The organism is Streptomyces sp. XY431 (assembly GCF_001279805.1).
Lineage (GTDB): Bacteria > Actinomycetota > Actinomycetes > Streptomycetales > Streptomycetaceae > Kitasatospora > Kitasatospora purpeofusca.
In genome coordinates this window covers 31,033-51,867 of sequence record NZ_LGDO01000380.1, presented here as the reverse complement: position 1 = coordinate 51,867, position 20,835 = coordinate 31,033, and the positions used below count along the sequence as shown (strand labels likewise).

14 protein-coding genes and 1 pseudogene are annotated in these 20,835 nt (G+C 72.3%); 2 read left to right on the top strand and 13 right to left on the bottom strand.

Annotation, left to right across the window (positions count from 1 at the left end; all coding sequences use genetic code 11):
• The 13 genes from ADK60_RS26945 to ADK60_RS26885 form a co-directional block, all read right to left on the bottom strand.
• Positions 1-631: ATP-binding cassette domain-containing protein (locus ADK60_RS26945; protein WP_159400595.1), on the bottom strand; the 631-nt coding region annotated here is incomplete at its 3' end.
• Positions 624-1,673 carry an ABC transporter ATP-binding protein gene (locus ADK60_RS26940; RefSeq protein ID WP_053649391.1) on the bottom strand — a complete coding sequence of 350 codons (1,050 nt, stop codon included), beginning with the start codon at positions 1,671-1,673 and terminating at the stop codon, positions 624-626. The genes ADK60_RS26945 and ADK60_RS26940, both read right to left, overlap by 8 nt.
• Before the next feature lie 19 nt (positions 1,674-1,692).
• Positions 1,693-2,634 carry an ABC transporter permease gene (locus tag ADK60_RS26935; protein ID WP_045940738.1) on the bottom strand — a complete coding sequence of 314 codons (942 nt, stop codon included), beginning with the start codon at positions 2,632-2,634 and terminating at the stop codon, positions 1,693-1,695.
• Positions 2,627-3,571: an ABC transporter permease gene (locus ADK60_RS26930; protein ID WP_045940739.1), complete on the bottom strand. Its 945-nt coding sequence runs from the start codon at positions 3,569-3,571 to the stop codon at positions 2,627-2,629. Before ADK60_RS26930 ends, ADK60_RS26935 begins: the two co-directional genes overlap by 8 nt.
• A 90-nt stretch (positions 3,572-3,661) precedes the next feature.
• Entirely contained in the window at positions 3,662-5,296 is a 1,635-nt protein-coding gene (locus tag ADK60_RS26925; protein WP_053649390.1) for a peptide ABC transporter substrate-binding protein, read from the bottom strand.
• Positions 5,297-5,737: 441 nt separating this feature from the next.
• On the bottom strand, positions 5,738-7,606 hold the full coding sequence (gene typA / locus ADK60_RS26920; protein WP_045940743.1) for a translational GTPase TypA: 1,869 nt from the start codon (positions 7,604-7,606) through the stop codon (positions 5,738-5,740).
• Positions 7,607-7,847: 241 nt separating this feature from the next.
• Positions 7,848-9,590, bottom strand: coding sequence for an ABC transporter family substrate-binding protein (locus tag ADK60_RS26915; protein WP_286185308.1), 1,743 nt, complete (start codon positions 9,588-9,590; stop codon positions 7,848-7,850).
• Between the two features lie 114 nt (positions 9,591-9,704).
• Positions 9,705-12,308: a SpoIIE family protein phosphatase gene (locus ADK60_RS26910; protein ID WP_502687461.1), complete on the bottom strand. Its 2,604-nt coding sequence runs from the start codon at positions 12,306-12,308 to the stop codon at positions 9,705-9,707.
• Between the two features lie 210 nt (positions 12,309-12,518).
• A complete protein-coding gene (locus ADK60_RS26905; RefSeq protein ID WP_079008703.1) occupies positions 12,519-15,269 on the bottom strand; it encodes a SpoIIE family protein phosphatase in 2,751 nt (916 codons plus the stop codon).
• A 231-nt stretch (positions 15,270-15,500) separates the two neighbouring features.
• Positions 15,501-15,920, bottom strand: coding sequence for a (deoxy)nucleoside triphosphate pyrophosphohydrolase (locus ADK60_RS26900; protein WP_234371258.1), 420 nt, complete (start codon positions 15,918-15,920; stop codon positions 15,501-15,503).
• A gap of 25 nt (positions 15,921-15,945) precedes the next feature.
• Positions 15,946-16,128: a hypothetical protein gene (locus ADK60_RS26895; protein WP_045940747.1), complete on the bottom strand. Its 183-nt coding sequence runs from the start codon at positions 16,126-16,128 to the stop codon at positions 15,946-15,948.
• A gap of 185 nt (positions 16,129-16,313) precedes the next feature.
• A complete protein-coding gene (locus ADK60_RS26890) occupies positions 16,314-17,714 on the bottom strand; it encodes a DUF4190 domain-containing protein (RefSeq protein ID WP_053649386.1) in 1,401 nt (466 codons plus the stop codon).
• 200 nt (positions 17,715-17,914) lie between these two features.
• The gene (locus ADK60_RS26885) at positions 17,915-18,730 is read right to left on the bottom strand and encodes a methyltransferase domain-containing protein (protein WP_053649384.1); all 816 of its coding nucleotides are present in this window, start codon (positions 18,728-18,730) and stop codon (positions 17,915-17,917) included.
• A 175-nt stretch (positions 18,731-18,905) separates the two neighbouring features.
• Between ADK60_RS26885 and ADK60_RS46980 the strand changes: the two are divergent.
• Both ADK60_RS46980 and ADK60_RS26870 read left to right on the top strand, forming a co-directional pair.
• Positions 18,906-20,056, top strand: a pseudogene (locus ADK60_RS46980) (dihydrofolate reductase family protein).
• Between the two features lie 94 nt (positions 20,057-20,150).
• Positions 20,151-20,804 carry an HAD-IA family hydrolase gene (locus tag ADK60_RS26870; RefSeq protein WP_079008702.1) on the top strand — a complete coding sequence of 218 codons (654 nt, stop codon included), beginning with the start codon at positions 20,151-20,153 and terminating at the stop codon, positions 20,802-20,804.
• Positions 20,805-20,835 lie beyond the last annotated feature (31 nt).

Sequence of the window (20,835 nt, the reverse complement as noted above, 5' to 3'; positions counted from 1 at the left end):
AGGAGAGCTCGAACTCGTTCTGGAGCTGCTCCAGCAGGTTGATCACCTGGGCCTGGACCGAGACGTCGAGGGCCGAGACCGGTTCGTCGCAGATGATGATCTCGGGCTTGAGGGCCAGGCCGCGGGCGATGCCGATGCGCTGGCGCTGACCGCCGGAGAACTGGTGCGGGTACCGGTTGATGTACTCCGGGTTCAGGCCGACGACGTCGAGCAGGTCCTGGACCGCCTTGCGGCGGTCGCCCTTGGGCGCCACCTCGGGGTGGATCTCGAAGGGCTCGCCGATGATGTCGCCGACCGTCATGCGCGGGTTCAGCGAGGTGTACGGGTCCTGGAACACCATCTGGATGTTCCGGCGGACGGCCTTGAGGCCGGCGCCGGACAGCTTGGAGATGTCCTCGCCCTTGAACAGCACCTGGCCGGAGGTGGCCCGCTCCAGGTTCATCAGCACCTTGGCCAGCGTGGACTTGCCACAGCCGGACTCGCCGACGATACCGAGCGTCTCGCCCTTCGCCAGCTCGAAGGAGACGCCGTCGACGGCCTTGACGGCGCCGACCTGCTTCTTGAACAGGATGCCCTGGGTCAGCGGGTAGTGCTTGACCAGGTCCTTGACCTCCAGGATGGGCTCAGCCATGGAGGGTCTCCTTCCAGAGGTGGCACGCGCTGCGGCGGCCGGTGAGCTCCTTGCCGTCCTTGTCGGTCACCTGGTGCAGCTCGGGGATCTCCGTGCGGCACAGGTCGGTGGCGACGTCACAGCGGGGGTTGAACGCGCAGCCGGCCGGAACCTTGAGCAGGTTCGGGGGCAGGCCCTTGATCGCGTACAGCTCCTGGCCCTTCTGGTCCAGGCGCGGGATCGAGCGGAGCAGGCCCTTGGTGTACGGGTGCGCCGGGTTGGCGTACAGCTCGTGCACCGGGGCGGTCTCGACGATCCGGCCGGCGTACATCACGGCGATCTTGTCCGCGACGTCGGCGACCACGCCGAGGTCGTGGGTGATCAGGATCAGGCCCATGTTGTACTCGGCCTGCAGCTCCGCGAGGAGGTCCATCACCTGGGCCTGGACCGTGACGTCCAGGGCGGTGGTGGGCTCGTCCGCGATGATCAGGTCCGGCTCCATGGAGAGCGCCATGGCGATCATGATGCGCTGGCGCATACCGCCGGAGAACTGGTGCGGGTAGTCGCCGACGCGCTGCCTGGCGGCGGGGATGCGCACCCGCTCCATCAGCTCGATGGCCTTCTCCCGGGCCTCCTTCTTGGAGGCGCCGCGGTGCACCCGGAACATCTCGCCGAGCTGGGCGCCGACGGTCATCACCGGGTTCAGCGAGGACAGCGCGTCCTGGAAGATCATCGCGATCTTCTGGCCGCGGATCTGCCGACGGTCCTCCTCCTTCATCGCGAGCATGTCCTGCCCGCGGAAGAGGATCTGGCCCTGGCTGATCTTGCCCGGCGGCATGTCGAGGATGCCCATGATGGTCTGGGCGGTCACCGACTTGCCGGAGCCCGACTCGCCGAGCACCGCCAGCGTCTCACCGGCGGCCACGGAGTAGTTGACTCCGTTCACGGCCTTGGCGACGCCGTCCCGAGTGTGGAACTCCACGTGGAGGTCCTTGACCTCCAGCAGCGGGGTGCCAACCTCCAGGCGGCCGTTCTTCTGGTTCTTCTCGATCACGGTGGTCATCGGGTCGTCACCTCTTCTCTCAGCGGAGCTTCGGGTCGAGGGCGTCGCGGACCGCGTCGCCGAGCATGATGAAGGCCAGTACGGTGATGCTCAGTACGGCCGACGGGAAGAGCAGGACGTGCGGCGCGTCGAGGAAGCGGTCGGAGGCGCTGCTGATCATCAGGCCCCAGGAGATCTCCGGCGACTGGACGCCGATGCCCAGGTAGGACAGGGCGGCCTCGGCGCCGATGTAGACACCCAGCGAGATCGCCGACACGACGATCACCGGCGCGATGGCGTTCGGCACGATGTGCCGGAAGGTGATCCGGCCGGAGCCGGCGCCGAGGGCGCGGGCGGCCATCACGTAGTCGTTGTTCTTGTTGGCCAGCACCGAGGCGCGCATGATGCGGAAGATCTGCGGCCAGCCGAGCACGGTCATGACGACCGAGACGGTCCAGGCGTTGCCCTTGCCGAGCATCGACATGATCAGCATGCCGCCGAGCAGCAGCGGGATCGAGAAGAAGATCTCGGTGAAGCGGGACAGGATCGAGTCGACGATCCCGCCCTTCCAGCCGGCCAGCAGGCCGAGCAGGGCACCGATCACCGTGACCATCGAGGTGGTCAGCACGCCGACGATGATCGAGTTGCGGGCACCCCACACCGTACGGGTGTAGTTGTCGCAGCCCTGGACGTCGAAGCCGAACCAGTGCTCGGCGCTCGGGCGCTTCAGCGAGTTGGCCAGGTCGCAGGCGTCGTTGTCGAACGGGCTCCCGTCCGTGAACCAGCCCGGCACGATGGCCAGCAGGATCAGGAAGGACACCAGCGCGGCGCCGATGATGAAGATCGGGTTGCGGCGCAGGTCGCGCAGAGCGTCCGACCAGAGGCTGGCGACGCGCTCCGGCTTCTGCTTCTTCTCCGGCGAGGACTTGGGGGTGTTGTCCCCGGAAGGGGCCTCGGCGCCCTTGGTGATCGTCTCACTCATAGCGGATCCTCGGGTCGAGCACGGCGTACAGCATGTCCACGAGCAGGGTGGTGACCAGGTAGATCATCACCAGCAGCGTGACGACGCCGACGATGATGGTGCCCTGCTTCTGGTACACGGCCTGGGCGAGCAGACCGCCGATGCCGTGAATGTTGAAGATCTTCTCGGTGATGACCGCGCCGCCCATCAGACCGCCGAGGTCGGCACCGAGGAAGGTGACGATCGGGATCAGGGCGTTGCGCAGGGCGTGCCGACCGATGACCCGGCGCTTCTTCAGGCCCTTGGCCACCGCGGTGCGGACGTAGTCCGCGCGCATGGTCTCCATCAGGCTGGTGCGGGTCAGTCGGGCCACGTACGCGAGCGAGGTCGAGGCCAGGACGAAGGCCGGCAGCAGATAGCCGCGCAGCCCGTCCTCCTCATTGAACGAGACGGAGAAGATCTCGATGCCGTAGTCGTTCTTCAACTTGACGCCGAGGACGAGCTGGAGCACGAAGCCGGTGACGAAGACCGGGATCGAGATCACGAACAGCGTGCTGATGAGGACCAGCTGGTCCAGGAACTTGCCCTTGCGCAGGGCCGCCATGACGCCCGCCAGCACACCGATGATCGCCTCGATGACAAAAGCCACGAGGGCGAGGTTGACGGTGAACGGGAACGCCTCGCTGATCATCTCGCTGACCTGGCGACCCGTCAGGCTCTCACCCAGGTTCCCCTGGAAGACGCCCGTGATGTAGTTCCAGTACTGGAGCAGGAACGGGTCGTTCAGGTGGTACTTCTGGCGGATCATCTCCGCCACGATCGGGTCGGCCTTCTTCTCGCCGGCCAGCGCCTGCACCGGGTCACCGGGCAGGCTGAAGCACAGCCAGTAGATCAGGAACGTCGCACCGATCAGAACAGGGATCGCCTGTATCAGTCGGCGGATCACATAGCGGCCCATCAGACCTCCACACTTTCGGACAAGGAAGGGAGGCGGGAGGACCCGGACTGTAGTCCGGTCCGCCCGCCCCCGATCGTCTGATTAACCGGATCAGCCGGCGAGCTCGACCTCGTCCAGGTTCATGCGACCCTGGGCGTCGGTGTCGAAGTTCTTGATCTTCTTGCTGTACGCCGCGGACGACATGTAGGTGTAGACCGGGATGTACGGCAGGTCCTCGATGAGGACGTCATCGGCCTGCTGGTACAGCTTCAGACCCTCCTCCGGGCTCTTCGCCTGGTCGGCCTGGTCCAGCAGCGACTCGAACTTCTCGTTGACGTAGCCGCCGTAGTTCGAGCCGTTCTCGATCGCGACCTTCGAGAAGATCGGACGCTCGTAGTTCTCGATCGACGGGTAGTCCATCGACCACGCCATGCGGAAGGCACCGGAGTACTGCTTCTCGCCCAGCGCGTCCAGGATCTTGCCGAACTTCTCGAACGGCTTGGTGGTGACCTCGACGCCCAGGTTCTTCTTCAGCTGGTTGGCGACGGCCTCGATCCACTCCTTGTGGCCACCATCGGCGTTGTAACCCAGCTCGATGGTGTTGTTCGGGACGCCACCGGCGGTGTCCCACAGCGCCTTGGCCTTGGCCGGGTCGTACTTCGCCGCGTCGCCCATGGCGCCCTTGCGGTAGCCCGGGATCAGCGGGTTGACGAAGTCGTCGGCCGGGACGCGGGTGCCCGAGAAGATCGTCTTGGTGATCGCCTCGCGGTCGATCGCCATCGAGATCGCCTTGCGGATCTCCGGCTTGCCGTAGGTGGCCGGGTTGGTGGCGATCGGGAAGCCGATGTAGCCGACGCCGGACTCCGGCTTGTAGATGTAGCGGTCGCCGAACTCGCCCTTGACCGTGCCCATGGCCGAGATCGGGAGCTTGTCGGTCGCCTGGATGTTGTCGGCGCGCAGGTCGTTGTACGCCGTCTCCAGCTTGTCGTAGATCTTGAAGGTGACGCCCTGCAGCTTCGCCTTGCCGTCAGCGGCCGGGAAGTTGTCGTAGCGCTTGACCTTGATCTGCTGGTTGTGCTCCCACTTGCCGTCCATCTGGAACGGGCCGTTGCCGATGGGGGCCTCTTCGAAGGACTTCTTGTCCTGGAAGAAGGCCTTCGGCAGCGGGTAGAACGCGTTGTAGCCCAGCATGGTCTTGAACTGGGAGAACGGGGCGCTCAGCGCGACGGTGAAGGTCTTGTCGTCGACAACCGTCAGGCCCTTGAGCTTGTCGGTGGTCGGCTTCTTGTCCTTGCCCGGAGCCAGGTCCTCGGAGCCGTCGATCTTGGTGAAGAACGGCAGGCCCTCGGCCGCGTTGTCCTGGTTGGCACCCCAGTTCCAGGCGTCCACGAAGGACTGGGCGGTGACCTTCTCGCCGTTGTGGAAGGTGTAGCCGTCCTTCAGCTTGATCGTCCAGATCTTGCTGTCGGGGGACTCGATCGACTCGGCGACGCGCAGCTTCGGCTCGTTGGTCTTGTTGTCGTACTCGACCAGGCCGGCGAACAGCGCGTTCAGGACCTCGGCACCCTCGGACTCCGCGGTGTTCTGCGGGATCAGACCGTGCTGCGGCTCACCGAGCTGGACGGCGATGGTGCCGCCGCCGGAGGCAGCCTTGTCGCTGCTCTTCGAGCTGGTGCTGCAGGCGGTCGCCGCGAGAGCGATCGCGGTCGCTGCCACGAGCCACTTGGTCTGGGTTGCACCACGCATGGGGGGATGCCTCCTGAATTCGACTTTCCAACGAGGAGAGCACCGCGGTCGGTTGTCGCCGGTCCGCTGTGCCGTCCGCGCTCGTGGTTTCGGCGCGCACCCCTGCGCGTTAACCCTTGACCCGAGCCTGACTGCACCCACTATGTGTCACCCACGGACACGAAAGTGACCACTGCCGATCTCAATTAGGTCACATGAACGGTCGGTAAGTTTCGAAAATCGGACATAAGAGACATACTCAGACAGGCATCAAACGGACAGTCGTCATGAATGACGGACTGTCACGTTCGCTCAGCGGACACCTTGGCGTGGTAAGCGCTATTCCGTTTATGCCTGCGCCGACATCATCGAGTTGTTGAAAAGGTTCGCCCCCCTCTCCATCGGAAAGGGGGGCGACGGTTTCCGGCCGAAGCACGGCCGGAGAAGCTCAGAAGGCCGGAATCAGGCCTTCTTGGCGCGCGAAGCGGTACGCCCGCGCTCCTTCTGGTCCAGGACGACCTTACGGATACGCACGGTCTCCGGGGTCACCTCGATGCACTCGTCCTCGCGGCAGAACTCAAGCGACTGCTCCAGCGAGAGCTTGCGCGGCGGCACCAGGTTCTCGGTGGTGTCGGAGGAAGCGGCACGCATGTTGGTGAGCTTCTTCTCCTTGGTGATGTTGATGTCCATGTCGTCCTGGCGCGAGTTCTCGCCGACGATCATGCCCTCGTACACCTCGGTAGTGGGCTCGACGAAGAGCGTGCCGCGCTCCTGGATGCCCATCATCGCGAACGGCGTCACGACGCCCGCGCGGTCCGCCACCAGCGAACCGTTGTTGCGCATCCGCAGCTCGCCGAACCACGGCTCGTGGCCCTCGAAGATGCTGTGCGCGATGCCGGTGCCGCGGGTGTCGGTCAGGAACTGGGTCCGGAAGCCGATCAGGCCGCGCGACGGGACGATGAACTCCATCCGGACCCAGCCGGAGCCGTGGTTCGTCATGGTCTCCATACGGCCCTTGCGGGTCGCCATCAGCTGGGTGATGGCGCCGAGGTACTCCTCGGGGCTGTCGATGGTCATCCGCTCGACCGGCTCGTGGGTCTTGCCGTTGATGACCTTGGTGACGACCTGCGGCTTGCCGACGGTCAGCTCGAAGAGCTCCCGGCGCATGGTCTCGACCAGGATGGCCAGCGCCAGCTCGCCACGGCCCTGGACCTCCCAGGCGTCCGGACGCTCGGTCGGCAGCACGCGGAGCGAGACGTTACCGATCAGCTCGCGGTCCAGGCGGTCCTTCACCATGCGGGCGGTGACCTTGTGGCCCTTGCCGCCCTTGCCGACCAGCGGCGAGGTGTTGGTGCCGATGACCATCGAGATGGCCGGCTCGTCCACCGTGATGAGCGGCAGCGCGACCGGGTTCTCCAGGTCGGCCAGGGTCTCGCCGATCATGATCTCCGGGATGCCCGCGACGGCGCAGATGTCGCCGGGGCCGGCCACCTCGGCCGGCTTGCGGGTGAGCGCCTCGGTCATCAGCAGCTCGGTGATCTTGACCTGCTGGACCGAGCCGTCCCGCTTCATCCACGCGACCTGCTGGCCCTTGCGCAGCTCGCCCTGCTCGACCCGGCAGAGCGCGATACGGCCGAGGAAGTTGTCGGCGTCCAGGTTGGTGACGTGCGCCTGGAGCGGCGCGTCCTCGTCGTAGGTCGGGGCCGGGACGTGCGCCAGGATGGTGGAGAAGAACGGCTCCAGCGAGTCACTGTCGGCCGGCACGGTGCCGTTCTCCGGCTTGGTCATCGAGGCGACGCCGTCACGCGCACAGGCGTAGACAATCGGGAACTCGATCTGGTCCTCGGTGGCGTCGAGGTCCAGGAAGAGGTCGTAGGTCTCGTTGATGACCTCGTCGATCCGGGAGTCCGGGCGGTCGGTCTTGTTGATGCAGAGGATGACCGGCAGCTTGGCCGTCAGCGCCTTGCGGAGCACGAAGCGGGTCTGCGGCAGCGGGCCCTCGGAGGCGTCGACGAGCAGCACGACCGCGTCGACCATCGACAGGCCGCGCTCGACCTCACCACCGAAGTCGGCGTGGCCGGGGGTGTCGATGATGTTGATCGTGATCGGCGCGCCACCCTCCTTGGGGTGGTACTTGACGGCGGTGTTCTTCGCGAGAATGGTGATGCCCTTCTCACGCTCCAGATCGTTGGAGTCCATCATCCGGTCGTCGAGGTGCTGGTGGGCGGCGAAGGCGCCGGCCTGCTTCAGCATGGCGTCGACCAGGGTGGTCTTGCCGTGGTCGACGTGAGCGACGATGGCAACGTTGCGGATGTCATTGCGCGTGGGCATGCTGAGCGGATTCTCCCGGAATCGTGGGTTACGGCGCCCGGCTGCGTGACGCCGACCGGCGATCCCTGTTGATCGCCGCCGCCCGTTCCGCCTGCTACTACCGGTCCACCCGCCGGGCAGGACATGCCACGGCTTCCTCCTATCGTACGGGGAACCGCCCAGCTCGGCCGAAACGGGAGCTGTCCGGGGGAGCAAGATCACAGGGCGGTGGCCCTCCGGCCACCGGGTTCCGGGCCCCGGGTCAGCCCGCCGACCAGCCGATGTCCCGCAGCCGGGGGCGGGTGAAGCCCCAGACCCCGGCGCCGGCGAGACCCTCCCGGGCGGCCACCAGTTCGGGGCGCTGGAACAGCGGTACCGAGTGGCCGAGCTGCCAGATCCGCACATCCGTCTCCTGGAGCAGGGCCCGGCGGGCGGCCGGGTCCGGCTCGGCGGCGGCGCGGTCGAAGAGGCGGTCGATCTCCTCCGTACCGGCCCGGGCGTAGTTGCTGCCGGGCACCGGGGTGCCGTCCGGGCCGGGCCGGGGCTTGGCGTAGACGGGCCGCTGCTCGCCGGCCGGGCCGGGGCCGGCCGGCCAGGAGAACAGGGCGAGGTCGAAGTCCCCGGTGGCCAGGTGGTCACGGAGGAAGGCGTCCGGCGGGGCCTCGGCCACCCGGACGGCCGCCCCGGCCGTGCCGAGGTCGGCCGCCACCGCGTCGGCCGCCCGTCGGAGGGTCGCCGAGCCGGCCGGGACCAGCAGGGTGAGGGCCAGCGGGTGGCCGTCCCTGGCCCGGGTGCCGCCGGCGGCGGGCCGCCGCCAGCCCGCCGCGTCCAGCATCCGCCCGGGGTCGGCGGTGCCCAGCGCGTCGGCGTTGTCCCGGTAGCCGGCCTGGTCGCCGGTCAGCAGGTGGTGGCCGAGGGGTGCGGCGGGCAGGCCGAGCGGGGCGAGCGCGGCCTCGGCGGCGTGCCGCCGGTCGACGGCGCGGGCCAGGGCACGGCGCAGCGCCGGGTCGGTGAGCGGCTCACGGGCGGCGTTGAGGGTCAGCTGGGTGAGACCGGTGCCGGCGGCCCGGTGCAGGGTGGTGCCGGGCAGGGCGCCGGCGCGGCGGACCGCCTCGGCGGGGTCGCCGCCGGCGCGGTCGACGGCGCCGGTCAGCGGGGCGAGGTCCAGCCGGCCCTCGGCCAGCTCGGTGCCACGCCGTTCGGCGGGGGTGGCCAGGAAGTCGATCCGGTCGGCCTTGGCCCGCTCCCCCCACCAGTACGGGTTGCGGACCAGGGTGGCCCGGCCGGCGGCCGGGTCGTAGCCGGACACCAGGAAGGGGCCGGCCGTCGGGTGGGCGCCGCCGCCGGGCAGCGGGCGGCCGAAGGCGGCGGCGGTGGCGGTCTCGGCGGCGGGGTAGAGCGGGCCGAACAGGGCGCGCCACTCGCCGTAGGGCTGCCGGAAGGTGACCTTGACCTCGTGCGGGTCGGCGCCCTGGACGATCGAGTCGATGGCCGCGTACCCGGCGGGCCGGACGGCGCTGTAGGCGGGGTCCAGGCCGGAGAGCGCGGCCCGCTGGGCGATGAAGTCGGCGGCCGAGAGCGGGGTGCCGTCGCTCCAGACGGCCCGCGGGGCGAGGTGGTAGGTGACCACCTGGGGCAGCTGTCCTGGCGGGGTGGCCTCGGCGGCGGTCAGGTAGTCCTCGTCGGGGGTCCACTCGCCGTGCGCGTCCGGCCGGAACAGCGCGGGGTAGAGGGCGTTCGCCAACAGCGCGGAGTCGGCGGTGGCAGCGGGCTGGTAGACGTTCAGGGTTGCCGGTACGGCGTCGACGGCCCAGCGCAGGGCGCCGCCGTCGCGGACGGCGGCCCGGTCGGCCGGGCGGACGTCGCCGGTGACGGCGGCGGGCGCGGGCGGCGCGGGGTCGGGGGTCGGGGCGGTGCGGGCCGGGCCGGGGCCGCCGAGGCAGCCGGAGGTGGCACCGAGGGCGAGCAGCAGTGCGGCGGCTGCGACGGGGAGGCGGGCGCGCATGGCGGCCATGGAACGCCGCCGCCCGGCCCCCGGCGGCGGCGACACGGCGGCCGACCGGGTGCGGCACCCGATCGGCGGTACGGCCGACCGGTGCCGGGGAACCCGCCCCGGTCCCTACAGCCCCAGCTCGAACCAGACGATCTTGCCCTTGGGGGTGCGCCGGCTGCCCCACCGCTCGGCGAGCAGGCTGACCAGCTGCAGGCCGCGCCCGCCCTCGTCGGTCTCGTGGGCGCGCCGCTGCCGTGGCTGGGCGTAGCCGTCGTCCCAGACCTCGCACACCATGGTCCGGTCGCGCAGCAGCCGCAGCCGGATCTCGCCCCGGCCGTGCCGCAGCGCGTTGGTGACCAGTTCGCTGACCAGTAGCTCGGTGGTGTCGACCAGCTCGTCCAGGCCCCGGGCGAGCAGCCAGCTGCACGCGGCCTCGCGGGCCTTGGCGACCGAGGTGGGCTCGGGCGGCAGGAACCACTGGCCGACGGCGTCCGCGGGGAAGGCGTGCACCCTGGCCATCAGCAGGGCGATGTCGTCCTCGCCGTGGTGCGGGTTGAGCTCGCCGAGGACGTGGTCGCAGAGGTCCTCCAGGCCCTTGCCCTCGGCGGAGAGCGCGGTGCGGAAGGCCTTCAGGCCCTCGTCCAGCTGGTGCTTGCGGCTCTCCACCAGGCCGTCGGTGTAGAGGCCGAGCACGGCGCCGTCCGGCAGGGTCAGCTCGACCTCCTCGAAGGGCTCGCCGCCGACGCCGAGCGGCAGGCCCGGCGGCACGTCCAGCATCCGGGCGCTCTCGCCGGGGCTGAGCAGCACCGGCGGGAGGTGGCCGGCGTTGGCGAAGACGCAGCGCCGGGTGACGGCGTCGAAGACCGCGTAGACGCAGGTCGCCAGGTAGACCTCGCGGGCCTCCTCGTCGGCGGTGGAGGTGAGCCGTCCGTACGGGGCGGAACGGGCGGCCGGCGCGGTGTCGTCGCCGAGGTCGCGGGCGATCTCGTCCAGGGCGGTGAGCACCTCGACCGGGTCGAGGTCGAGCATGGCGAGGGTGCGGACGGCGGTGCGCAGCTGGCCCATGGCGACGGCGGCGCGCAGGCCGCGGCCCATCACGTCGCCGATGACCAGGGCGGTGCGGTTGCCGGGCAGCGGGATGACGTCGAACCAGTCGCCGCCGACCTCGGTGTTGTTGTTGCTGGGCAGGTAGCGGCAGGCGATCTCCAGGCCGCTGGCGGCCGGGTTGCCCGGGGGCAGCAGGCTGCGCTGGAGGATCAGCGCGCGCTCGTGCTCGCGGCGGTAGAGCCGGGCGTTGTCGATGCAGACGGCGGCGCGGGCGACGAGCTCCTCGGCGATGGCGACGTCACGGGCGTCGAAGGGTTCGCTGCCGATCGCCCGGGAGAGCTGGACCAGGCCGAGCACCTGGTCGCGGGCGACCAGCGGGACGATCAGGGTGGAGCGCAGCAGCGGGTCGGGGCCGGGCTCGGGGACCACGCTGCGGCCGGTGCGCAGGGCCCGGGCGTGCGGGGAGCGGCGGGGGTAGCAGAGGGTGCCGCCGGCCTCGGCGATGGGCAGGCCGGTGACCGAGCCGAGCACCGAGGAGGCGCCACCGACCACGCTGGAGACGGCGACCCGGCGCAGTTCGCCGCTGCCGTCGGTCAGCACGGTGTCGCCGAGCCGGCCGGCGCTGGGCACGGTCTCGCCGGAGAGCAGCGCGGTGTACAGGTCGACGGTGGCGAGGTCGCAGAACGGCGGGACGACGACGTCCAGCAGTTCCTTGGCGGTGGTCTCCAGGTCGAGGGTGGAGCCGATGTGGGCGCTGGCCTCGTTGAGCAGCGCGAGGTTGCGGCGGACGCCGTCGGCCTCGCGCTCGGCGACGTGCCGGCTGGTGACGTCGGAGACCTGTCCGGCGACACCCATCGGCTGGCCGGCGGCGCCGTTGAGGCGGTAGAGCGAGACGGCCCAGAGCCGGTTGCCCTCGCGGGTCGGGACGGCGGCGTGGAAGCGCAGGTCGAAGACGGGCTCACCGCTGGCGAGGACCTTGCGCAGGGCGGCGGTGAGCCGATCGGCCTCGGCGCCGGGGAAGATGTCGTGCGGGGTGAGGCCCTCCAGGTCGGTGGGCGCCAGGCCCATGCCGGAGGCGAAGGCGTCGTTGACCCGCTGGAGGCGGAGCCGGTCGTCGAAGAGGACGAAGCCGGTCGGAGTCTGGCCGAAAACCGCCTCCGATGCGGCCAGATCCGTCTCGATCCGGCGGAGCCGGCCGAGGTCGACCGCGAGACAGGTGGCGCCGGCGGTGGGCAGCGCGCTGTCCGGCATCAGGTAGAGCTCGGCGAGGCCCTCACCGCCGTCGGCGTGCCGGTACGGGGCGGTGCCGACCCATTCCTCGCCGGCCAGGGTCCGTTCCAGCCGGGTCCGGCCGCGCTGCCAGAGCTCGCGCGGCACGAAGGTGGTCACCGGGTCGGCGCCGACCGCCTCGACGGCGGTGACGCCGAAGAACTCGGCGGCCCGCTCGCTCCACTGGCTGATCCGGCCGTCCGGGCCGATGGCGAAGGTGGCGACCCGGATGTAGTCGTAGATCGAGCCCGGATCCCCGGCGCCCCAGCGCTGCTCCTCGGCGGCCGGCCGGGCGGCACGGACGGGGGCGGGCGACTGGTGGGCGGGGGCCGGCACGTGTTGGGCGCCGGCCTGCCCGGGTACAGCGGCATGACCGCTGCTGCTCGGCGCATTGCGCGCCGGGGTGCTGTTCAACGGACCGACCCCTCCAAACCCGCGACCGTCCGGATGTCGAGAAGACCGAGTATTCATCATCGAGGGGTACGTTCACACGCCCTCAACATCACAACATCAGATCGGGCGAAGGTTTTTGTCCTACCGCCCGCGCAACCACAATGCCACGCTCGCGCCCCCTACCGGGGCGCGCGCTCCCCCGAGGCCTTCCGGTGGCATATGCAGGGAGTTCTACTCCGCGCCGGGAGTGCCCGGCAGCGCCTGCTCGAACCAGACCACCTTGCCCATCCCCTCGGCCCTGGCACCCCAGTGCAGGGCCAGCCGGGCGACGAGCTCCAGCCCGCGACCGCCCTCGTCCGCCTCGGCCGCGTGCCGTTCCCGGGGCGGGTCCGGCAGCGGGTCGGAGATCTCCACCAGGAGCGTCTCGCCGAGCGTCAGCCGCACCCCGATCGGCGCGCTCGCGTACCGGACGGCGTTCGTGACCAGCTCGCTGACCAGCAGCTCGGCAGTGTCGGTGAGCTGCTCGACCCCCCACTCGGCCAGCGTCGCGCGGACCAGCCGACGGGCCCGGGAGACGGCGGTCGGCTCGGCGGGCAGGGTCCAGCCCGCCGTCGGGGTGCCGGCCTGCCCGTGGCCGAGCCGGGCCAGCAGCAGCGCCACGTCGTCCGGCTCCCGGCCCTGCTCCATGGTGCCCAGCACCGCCTCGCAGGCCGCCTGGATCGACGCGTACGGCTCCTGGAGCACGGTGACCAGTCGGCCGAGGCCCACGTCCAGGTCCTTGTCCCGGGACTCCACCAGGCCGTCGGTGCACAGCGCCAGCAGGCTGCCCTCGGGGATCTTCAGCTCGACCGACTCGAACGGGACCCCGCCGACCCCGAGCGGGGCGCCCGAGGGCAGCTCCAGGATCCGGCCGACACCGCCGAGCAGCGGGCCGCCGGTCCGGGTCGGTCCGTCCGACTCCTCCCCCGGGACCACCAGCACCGGCGGGATGTGGCCGGCCTTGGCGACGGTCAGGGTCGCGGTGGCCGGGTCGAACACCGCGTACACGCAGGTGGCGAGCAGGGCCTCGTCCGGCCCCTGGGCGAGGTCGTCGGCCAGCTCGTGGACGTGCCGCAGCAGAACGTCCGGCGGCAGGTCGAGGGCGGCCAGCACCCGGACGGCGGTGCGCAGCCGCCCCATGGTCGCGGCGGCCCGCAGACCGTGCCCCATCACGTCGCCGACCACCAGCGCGGTGCGGTCGCCGGGCAGCGGGATGACGTCGAACCAGTCGCCGCCGACCTCGGTGCCGCTGCTGCCGGGCACGTACCGGTAGGCGACCTCGACGCCGGTGGGCTGCGGCACCTGCTGCGGCAGCAGGGTGCGCTGGAGGGTGAGGGCGGCGGTGCGCTCCCGGGCGTAGAGCCGGGCGTTGTCCAGCGAGGAGCCCGCCCGGTCCGCCAGCTCGACGGTGAACGCCAGGTCGTCCCGGTCGAAGCCCTCGCGGTAGCCGGCCCGGCTGACCAGCAGCAGTCCGATCACGATGCCCCGCGCCCGCAGCGGCACCACCAGCATCGAGTGCACGCCCAGGTCGTACGCCGCCTGCATCTTCGGGTCGCCGGCGTAGGTGATGTCGCTCAGCTGGTCGGCGCCCGAGAGCAGCTCGGGGACGCCGGTGCGCAGCACCCGGCCGCAGGCGGAGTCCTCGGCGAAGGTGATCCGGGCGCCGCGCCGCAGCATCACCTCGACCTCGGGGCCGTCCTGCACGGAGGCCGTGCCGAGCTGGAGCAGCGAGGTGCGGCGGTCGTGGCCGTGCCGGGGCAGGTCGTCACCGTGCGCGACGGCCTGGAGCAGGATCACGGCGGCATGGTCGGTCAGCCTGGGCACCACCGCACTGGCCAGCTCCTGCGCGATCCGGGAGGCGTCCAGCAGGTCACCGACCCGGGAGCCGAACTCGTTGAGCAGCGACAGCCGACGGCGGGCGTGCTCGACCTTGGCCACCGCGCGATAACGCTCGGTCACGTCCATCACGGTGCCGGAGATGCCGAGGACCCGCCCGGAACGGTCGGTCATCCGGCTGTAGGAGATCGAGCGGTACCCGGAGCGGGCGGTGACCGGGGAGGCGAGCGTGACGTCGATGACCGGCTCGCCGGTGGCCAGCACCTGGCGCTGGATCGCGGTGATCTCGTCGGCGGCGCGCTCGGGCAGCGTCTCGCCGGTGGTGCGGCCGACGTGGTCCTCCGGGGCGGCGCCGTTCATCTCGGCGAGGGTCTGGTTGACGGCCGTGTAGCGCAGCTCGGTGTCGAGGATCGCGATGCCCAGCGGGGACTGCTCGAAGAGCGCGTCCCGCACCGCGAGGTCGCGTTCCACCTCCCGGACGGCCGCCGCCTCGGCCAGGTTGACCTGGAGGAACGGGTTGCCGTCGCCGTCGACGAGGAGCGAGATCCGGGCGTCCACCAGCACCGGGACGCCCTCCCGGTCGCGCAGCTCGGCCAGGCCGGACCAGCGGCCGTGCCGCAGGGTGTCCTGGATCGCGGCCCGGATCCGGAGCACCTGGTCCTCGTCGGGGATCAGCTCGTCGATCCGGCGGCCGACCAGCAGCTCGTTGGGCCAGCCGAGCAGTTCCTCGGCGGCCGGGCTCCAGAGCGCCACCCGGCCGGCCGTGTCGAGGATCGCGATGGCCACCTTGACCACGTCGAAGAGGCTGCCGCCGGCCGCCCCGCCGGGGCCGGGGGCGGAGCCGGCCCGGCCCGGGGTCTCCGGGAGGGCGCGCGGCCCGCCGGGGAACGGTCGGCCCGGGCGGCCCCGGGCGCCGGCCGGGGCGGCCGCCTCGGGCGCCGCCGGGGACTGCGCGGACCGGGCCGCGGGCGGGAGCGCACCCCCGGGGTCGGCCCGGGTGGCCGCCGCCGCGCGGTTCGCGCCGCGGCGCAGCCGGGCGCGGGCGGCGGCGCTCCCCCCGGTGCCCGCCCGGCGTGCTCCCCCACCGCCGTTCCCGCTCTTCGACACCGACGCGGCCTCCGGCTCTGCTCGGGATCGGCGTCGCCGGCTGGGGCGGCTCACCGATGGTGACGAATAGTGCCGAAAAGTGACATACCCAGCAGGACCAAGGCTATCCCGCCCGCCGCGTCGGCCTTTCCGATTGCCGGGGCACCGCGCCACGCGTCGCGCCGCGCGGCGGGGTGCACCGGGCTCGGGAAGCGGGGCTCCAGGAGGCGGGGCGACGGGGCGCGACGGCGTTCAGGAGGCGGCGAGGAGGCGGGCGACCTCGGGCAGGACCTCGCGGTCGTGGTCGAGCCAGTCGACCTCGGCCAGCTCGGCGGCGCCGAGCCAGCGCAGCTCGTCGTGCTCCTGGAGCGGGAGCGGCTCGCCGGAGAGCAGTTCGGCCGCCCAGAGCCGCAGCTCGAGACCGGGCCGCACCAGCCACGCACCGGGCAGCCGGGTGAGCGCCCGGGCCCGGACACCCAGTTCCTCCATCAGCTCGCGCTCCAGCGCCTCGGTCTCGGTCTCACCGGGTTCGGCCTTGCCGCCCGGGAACTCCCAGCGCCCCGCCACCTCGGCGGGCGTGCTGCGCCGCGCGGCGAGCACCCGCCCCCGGTGGATCAGCGCGCCGCCGACGACGATCCGGTTCTCCCCCGCGGGGTCCATGGCCTTGTCCATGGGCCCCGACCCTACGGCGTGCGGTTCAGCTGTGCGGCCCCCGCGCCTGGGAGTCCCCGGCGGGCTCGGCCTCGACCCAGTAGAGCTGCTTGTGGCCGCGCGCCTCGAACTCGGCGGCGAGCTGTTCGGCCGCCTCCCGTCCGATCCCCCCGACGACCCGGAAGCGCTGACCGTTGTCGTCCTGCCGCATCACCCGAAAGGTGTCCATGCGCCCAGGCTAGGACGCGCCCGCGCCGGTGTGGAGCGGCCCCGGCCCCGGCCCGCGTGGGGGTCGGGTCGGGGCGGGGCTGCACGGGACACTACGCCCCGTTCGCTACCGGCCGGTACGGGGGCTGTTAACAGCCGGTTAGGCGGTGGCCGGACCGGTGTCGGCTCCGGCTCCGGAAGCCGGGCTCAGGCCCGGATGTCCGCGGCCTGCTCGCCGGTCGACAGCCCCAGCGCGCGCCGGATGTCCAGGGCCAGCCTGCCGCTCTTGACGGACAGCGCGTCCGCCTTGCCGACCTCGCGCTCCAGGGCTGCGGGGTCCATGGTCCTGGCCGCGGTGTCCCAGGCGTTGGCGGCGTCCAGCTTGAGCGCGCCCAGCTCGACCAGCTTGGCCCTGGCGCCCTCCGGCCAGTCGATCCCGTTGACCGACAGCTCGGTGACCTCCTTGCGGCAGGCCGCGGCCATCGTCTTCGCCCACTCGCGGTACTTGGCGGGCGCCGCGTCGACGTCCAGGTCCGGCTCGGCGAACAGCGCCTTGTTGTAGGCGAGCACCGCGTCCAGGTAGGTGCGCTGGGCCTGGGTGAGCTTGGTCCGGTCGGTGCGGACGCTGCCGGCGTGCGGCTGCTGCTCGTCCTGGAAGGTGCAGGTCACCCGGCGGTCGCCGGTCATCCAGCTGCGGATGCTCGGGTAGTAGTAGTACCCGTCCACCCCCTCGGGGACGAGCCAGGAGTCCAGCGCGTACTCGTCCCGCACCGGGCCGCAGAGCTTCTCGGCGCCGTCGCCGATCTCCTTCCGGCTGGGGTACTGGTCGTCCCGGCCGCCGGGGAGGACGACGGTGCCGGCGACCTCGGCGTGGTGCGGCGCGGTGCAGGGCACCACCCGGACCCAGTAGACGCTGGTGGACGCGGGGTCCCCGCTGAGCGGCGGCTGGTCGAAGCAGTCGCCGACCCGCAGGTCGTTGACGGCCACCGAGCCCTTCGGCCCGTGCCGGGAGTCGCCGTACCGCTCCTCGTCGAGGCCGACCGCGGCCAGCCCGATGAACGCGATCAGGGAGACGATCAGCGACAGGACGCCGACGACCAGGCCGGAGACCGCCAGGCCGCGACCCTTCTCGTTGCGCCGGGATATCTGGACCAGCGCGACCACCGCGAAGCCGAGCGCCAGCGGCCACAGGCAGAACAGGGCGGTGACCAGCGAGGCGATCGCGAAGCCGTTGGTGCGGGTGGGGGCGGCCGGGTAGGGGAAGCCGGGCTGGAAGCCGCTCTGGGAGGCGGGGGTGACGGCGGCCCAGCCGGTCGGCGCCGGGGCGGCCTGGGCTGCCGGCGGCGGCACGTCGGCGGGGGCCGCCCAGGGGTCGGCGGCGGGCGGCGGCACCGGGCCAAAGGCGGGAGCGTCGGCCGGCACGGACGGAACCGACGGGACGGGCGTGGCCGGCGGGACGGGCGGAGCCGCCGGGGCGGGGGCCGTCCACGGGGCGGCCGCCGGCTCGAACGCGGCCGCGAGGGCCGGCTCGGGCGTGGGCCCGGAGGCCGGCCCCGGCTCGGGCGTGGGCGCCGGGACGACGGCAGCGTCGGACTCGGGCTTGGACACGTGCGATCTCCCCCGGCCCGCGGACGGCGGGCGGCAACTCGGCAGGACGACCCGAGGTGCCCGCGGACGGAGCCCGGTGGCCCGTCGGGTACGGGAACAGGCGCGCGACTCTACCGGATCCGGTGGAACGCCCTCCCACGTTTTCCCGCCGCACGAACGACCCCCGCACCGCACCGCCCGCGCCGGGTCCGGCCACGGCGTCAGCGCCGGGCCAGCACCTCCCCGTGCAGCATCGCGAACCACCCGTCCCCGGCCGCCGCCCACTCCCGCCACCCGGCCGCGATCCGGGCCAGTTCGGCCTCGTCCGCGAACCCCTCGGCCACCGCCGCCCCGGCGATGCCGGAGTCCGTGATCCGCTCGGCCCACAGCCCGCCCCACCACGCGCGCTGCTCGGGCGTCGCGTACGTCCAGGTGCTCGACGTGGCGGTGACCTCGGTGAATCCGGCCTCCCTGGCCCAGGACAGCAGCCGCCGTCCGGCGTTCGGCTCGCCGCCGTTGTGCCGGGCGATCCGCTCGTACAACTCCAGCCAGCGGTCCAGCTCGGGCACCTCCGGGTACCAGGTCATGCTGGCGTAGTCGACGTCCCGGACGGCGACCGCGCCTCCCTCGGCGGTGACCCGGCGCAGCTCCCGCAGCGCCCCCACCGGGTCGGCCACGTGCTGCAGCACCTGATGGGCGTGCACCACGTCGAACTCCCCGTCCGCGTACGACAGCCGGTGCACATCGGCGACCTCGAACACGACGTTGGACAGGCCGCGCCCGGCGACGTACCGGGCGGCCTCCTCCAGCACCTCGGCCGAGGCGTCCGCGGCCACCACCCGGCCGGTCGGGCCGACCAGTTCGGCCAGGTCGGCGGTGATGGTGCCCGGTCCGCAGCCGATGTCCAGCACGGCCTGCCCGGGCCGCAGGTGGTCGCGCAGATAGGCGGCGGAGTTCTCGACCGTCCGGGAGCGGTGCGAGCGCAGCACCGGCTCCTGGTGGCCATGGGTGTAGACGGCGTTCTTCGGTGCGGTCATGGTGATCTCCCCCTCGGGACCAGCGCTTCCTCGACACCTCCGACGCTACTCCTCGTCCCGCATTTCAAGAAGATTCGTCTCACATTGTGGTCGCACTGCCGGCCGCAGGACGTCCCGGCCCGTACCGTGGACGGCGCACCCGACCGAACCGCCCCACCGTGAAGGGCTCGCCACCATGCCCGGCCCCCGCCCCTTCGTCCTGCTGAGCGCCGCCATGTCCCTGGACGGCTTCCTCGACGACGCCTCGCCCGAGCGGCTGCTGCTCTCCGGCCCGGCCGACTTCGACCGGGTGGACGCCGAGCGGGCCGCCGCCGACGCGGTCCTGGTCGGCGGCAACACCCTGCGCGCGGACAACCCGCGCCTGCTGGTCAACGACCCCGCGCGACGGGCCGCCCGGACCGCGGCCGGCCGGCCCGCGTACCCGCTGAAGGTGACCCTCAGCGCGAGCGGCCGGCTGGACCGTGCGCTGCGGTTCTGGCACACCGGCGGCGAGCGGCTCGCCTACACCACGGACGCCGGCGCCGCCGTGCTGCGCCCCGAGCTGGCCGGACTGGCCGAGGTGGTCGCGCTCGGCCCGGCCGTGGAGCTGGGCGCGGTGCTGGACGACCTCGGTGCGCGCGGGGTGCGGCGGCTGATGGTCGAGGGCGGCAGCGGGGTGCACACCCAGTTCCTGGCCCAGGGGCTGGCGGACGAGCTCCAGCTGGTGGTCGCCCCACTGCTGGTCGGGCAGCCGGGCGCGCCCCGGTTCGTCGGCCCGGCGGACTTCCCCGGTGGCCCGGCCCGGCGGATGCGGCTGCTGGAGGCCCGTACGGTGGGCGATGTCGTCCTGCTCAGGTACGCCCCGAAGGAGCCCGCCCCGTGACCGAGCCGCACCCCGTGACCGACGCCGATCTCGCGTTCCTGCGCCGGGCGGTGGAGCTCTCCCGCCGCTGTCCGCCCTCGCGGACGGCGTTCTCGGTCGGCGCGGTGGTGGTCGCCGCCGACGGCACGGTGCTGGCCGAGGGCTTCAGCCGCGAGGTGGACGGCCACGACCACGCCGAGGAGGCGGCCCTCGCCAAGCTCCCGGCCGGCGACCCCCGGCTGCGCGGCGCGACCGTCTACAGCTCGCTGGAGCCCTGCGGGCAGCGGGCCTCCCGCCCGGTGCCGTGCGCCGAACTGCTGATCGCGGCCGGCGTCCCCCGGGTGGTGGTGGCCTGGCGCGAGCCGTCCACCTTCGTCGCCGAGACCCGCGGCGCCGGACTGCTGGAGACGGCCGGCGTCGAGGTGGTCGAGCTGCCGGAGCTGGCCGAGGAGGCCCGCGCGGTCAACGCGCACCTGCTGGGCTGAGGTCGGCGGCGGCATCCGGGGCGATCTTTTGTATCCTTATTGAACAATAGGCTCGCACTTCGCGCGCCCCCTCATCCCCGGACGGAGCCGCCCCGTGCCCACGACCTTCACCCCCCGCGCCCTGCTGCTGGACATGGACGGCACCCTGGTCGACTCGGACGCCGTGGTCGAACGCTGCTGGAGCCGCTGGGCCCGGGAGCACGGCCTCGACCCGGCCGAGGTGCTGCACACGGCCCACGGCCGCCAGGGCCACGCCACCATGGCCGTCCTGCTGCCCGACCGCCCGGCGGAGCTCAACCTCGCGGACAACGAGCGGATGCTCGCCGCGGAGCGGGCCGACACCGAGGGCGTCGTCCCGGTCCCCGGCGCCCCCGCCTTCCTCGCCGCCCTGGCCGGCCACCCGCACGCCCTGGTGACCTCCGCCGACGCCCCGCTCGCCCGGGTCCGGATGGCCGCCGCCGGTCTCGCGCTGCCGCAGGTCCTGATCACCGCCGAGTCCGTGGGCGCGAGCAAGCCCGACCCCGAGGGCTTCCTCAAGGGCGCCGCCGCGCTCGGCTTCGCCCCCACCGACTGCCTCGCCTTCGAGGACTCCGGGGCCGGCATCGCCGCCGCCCGCGCCGCCGGCGTCCCGGTCGTCGGCATCGGGCCCCGCGCGGTCGGCCACCACCCCTCGGCCCACGCCGCCACCCTGGAGTCCGTCACCGTCACCGCGGGCCCGGACGGCACGCTCACCGTCACCGTCGCCTGACCGCGGGGGGCGGGGCCGCGCCACCCGGCAG

Coding starts and splice junctions, on each gene's coding strand:
- ADK60_RS26930 (WP_045940739.1), bottom strand. CDS start 3,571: ATGGGCCGCTATGTGATCCGCCGACTGATACAGGCGATCCCTGTTCTG.
- ADK60_RS26915 (WP_286185308.1), bottom strand. CDS start 9,590: ATGCGCGCCCGCCTCCCCGTCGCAGCCGCCGCACTGCTGCTCGCCCTC.
- ADK60_RS26935 (WP_045940738.1), bottom strand. CDS start 2,634: ATGAGTGAGACGATCACCAAGGGCGCCGAGGCCCCTTCCGGGGACAAC.
- typA (WP_045940743.1), bottom strand. CDS start 7,606: ATGCCCACGCGCAATGACATCCGCAACGTTGCCATCGTCGCTCACGTC.
- ADK60_RS26885 (WP_053649384.1), bottom strand. CDS start 18,730: ATGACCGCACCGAAGAACGCCGTCTACACCCATGGCCACCAGGAGCCG.
- ADK60_RS26940 (WP_053649391.1), bottom strand. CDS start 1,673: ATGACCACCGTGATCGAGAAGAACCAGAAGAACGGCCGCCTGGAGGTT.
- ADK60_RS26925 (WP_053649390.1), bottom strand. CDS start 5,296: ATGCGTGGTGCAACCCAGACCAAGTGGCTCGTGGCAGCGACCGCGATC.
- ADK60_RS26895 (WP_045940747.1), bottom strand. CDS start 16,128: ATGGACACCTTTCGGGTGATGCGGCAGGACGACAACGGTCAGCGCTTC.
- ADK60_RS26900 (WP_234371258.1), bottom strand. CDS start 15,920: ATGGACAAGGCCATGGACCCCGCGGGGGAGAACCGGATCGTCGTCGGC.